The organism is bacterium (assembly GCA_036524115.1).
Classification (GTDB): Bacteria; JAUVQV01; JAUVQV01; order JAUVQV01; family DATDCY01; genus DATDCY01.
Window position 1 is genome coordinate 1 of sequence record DATDCY010000286.1, and the last position, 1,724, is coordinate 1,724.

2 protein-coding genes are annotated in these 1,724 nt (G+C 72.8%); both read left to right on the forward strand.

All coding sequences use genetic code 11. From position 1 onward, the window contains the following. Nucleotides 1-608 (forward strand): hypothetical protein (locus VI078_13660; GenBank protein HEY6000330.1); only part of this gene is annotated, 608 nt, incomplete at its 5' end. Between the two features lie 113 nt (nucleotides 609-721). Then, nucleotides 722-1,724, forward strand: a 1,003-nt coding sequence (locus VI078_13665; GenBank protein ID HEY6000331.1) for a protein kinase, incomplete at its 3' end; no start/stop codon positions are given.

The window sequence follows — 1,724 nt, forward strand, 5'->3', positions numbered from 1 at the left end:
CGGACACCAAGCGCGGCCGCGAGGCGCAGCAGAAGCAGCTCGACGCCACGACCAAGGTCGCGGCGTCGCCGGACCAGGACCTGCAGTCGCTCATGCGCGAGAACGAGAAGCTCGCCAGGGATCTGGGCGCCGCCATCAACAAGGGCGACCAGGCGGGCATCGCGCGCATCAACAAGCAGCTCGAGGGGCTGCAGGCGAAGATGCAGAAGCTCGTCGCCGCCCAGGACGCGCGGATGAAGGAGGCGACGCGGTCGACCAGCGCGCACGATGTCCAGCTCTCGGTCTCGCTCGCCGCGAACACCTTCTCCGAGTCGTTCCAGCGCCAGGGCGCCAGCGAATCCGCGGTCGGCGGCGGCCTGGTCTACCGCACGCAGGGCGAGACCGCCAGCGACGGCGGCTGGCGCGAGGGCGCCACCTACGTCTTCCTCGGCAAGGGCTGGCAGCTCAAGAGCGACGGCGGCGCGCGGATGGAGGCGCCGCAGCGCGCCGGCGCCCCCGCGCTGGCGGTGCAGACGATCGTGGTGCGCGTCGAGGGCGACCCTGCGCGCGCCAACGCCCTTCTGGAAAGGATCGACTGGCCGTCGCTCCAGAAGCTGCTGGCGGACTGAGTCGCCACAGGGTGGCCGGCCGCCGCAGCCGCCGAATTTGACCAATTTACTTGACTCCCGGGTGATTTCGCGCACAATCCCAAGCGACGACGCACGGGAGGGCGAGACTGGCGATGGTCACGGGCGTGGGGCGGGTGCTGCGGGATCGCTACCGCTTCGACCGTGAGCTTGGCCAGCGCGGCCACGTCGTCACCTGGCTCGTCACCGACCTGCGCTCCGCCTCGCCCTGCGTGCTCAAGATCCTGCGCGAGGCGGACGCGCCTCCCGCCGACGCGCGGCTCTTCGAGGCCCAGGCCCGCATCATCTCCGGGCTGGACTATCCCGGCCTGCCGCGCTTCGTCGAGAACTTCGTCGAAGGCGAGGGCGCGCAGCGCGAGCACATCTTCATCACGCGGTACCACCCGGGCGAGAGCCTGCGGCGCCTCGTCGGCAAGGGGCGGCTGCTCACGGAACTGCAGGCGGTCGCGCTGCTGCGCCGGCTCGTCCCGATCCTCGCCTACCTGCACGGCTTCTCGCCGCCGCTGGTGCACCGCGGCATCAAGGCCTCGAACATCATCGTCGGCCCCGACGGCCGCCCGTGCCTGACCGACCTGCACTTCGCCGTCTCGGGCGACGGCTGGAAGGCCTGGGAGGAGACGCCGCCGAGCGCCGACGAGCTGGCGCTCGAGGCCCCGGAGGTGGTGCTCAACGAGCCGGTGCCGGCGTCCGACATCTACGCGGTCGGGCTCGCGCTGGTCTACGGGATGAGCGGGCAGGACCCCGCCGCGTTGGCGCGCGAGGGCAACCGGCAGCGCATTCGCGAGGTCACCAGCGCGAGCGAGGGCTTCGGCGCGGTGCTCGCCCGCATGGTCGAGCTGCCGCTGGATCGCCGCTACCCCGACGTGCAGGCGCTCGAGGCGGACCTGGCGCGGCTCGCCGCGGGGCGTGGCCCGGCGCCGGTCGCGGTTGCGACTGCGGGCGCGTCCAAGGCGACCGCGCCGTCGCCGTCGCAGCCGGAGACTCGGCAGCCGGATGCGCCTGAGCCGGTCCTTGCGGGCCCTGCGGAGCCGAGGCGGGGCGGCCCGCTGTGGATCGCGATCCTGCTGGTCGTTCTCGCCGCCGTCGGAGCGCTCGCGT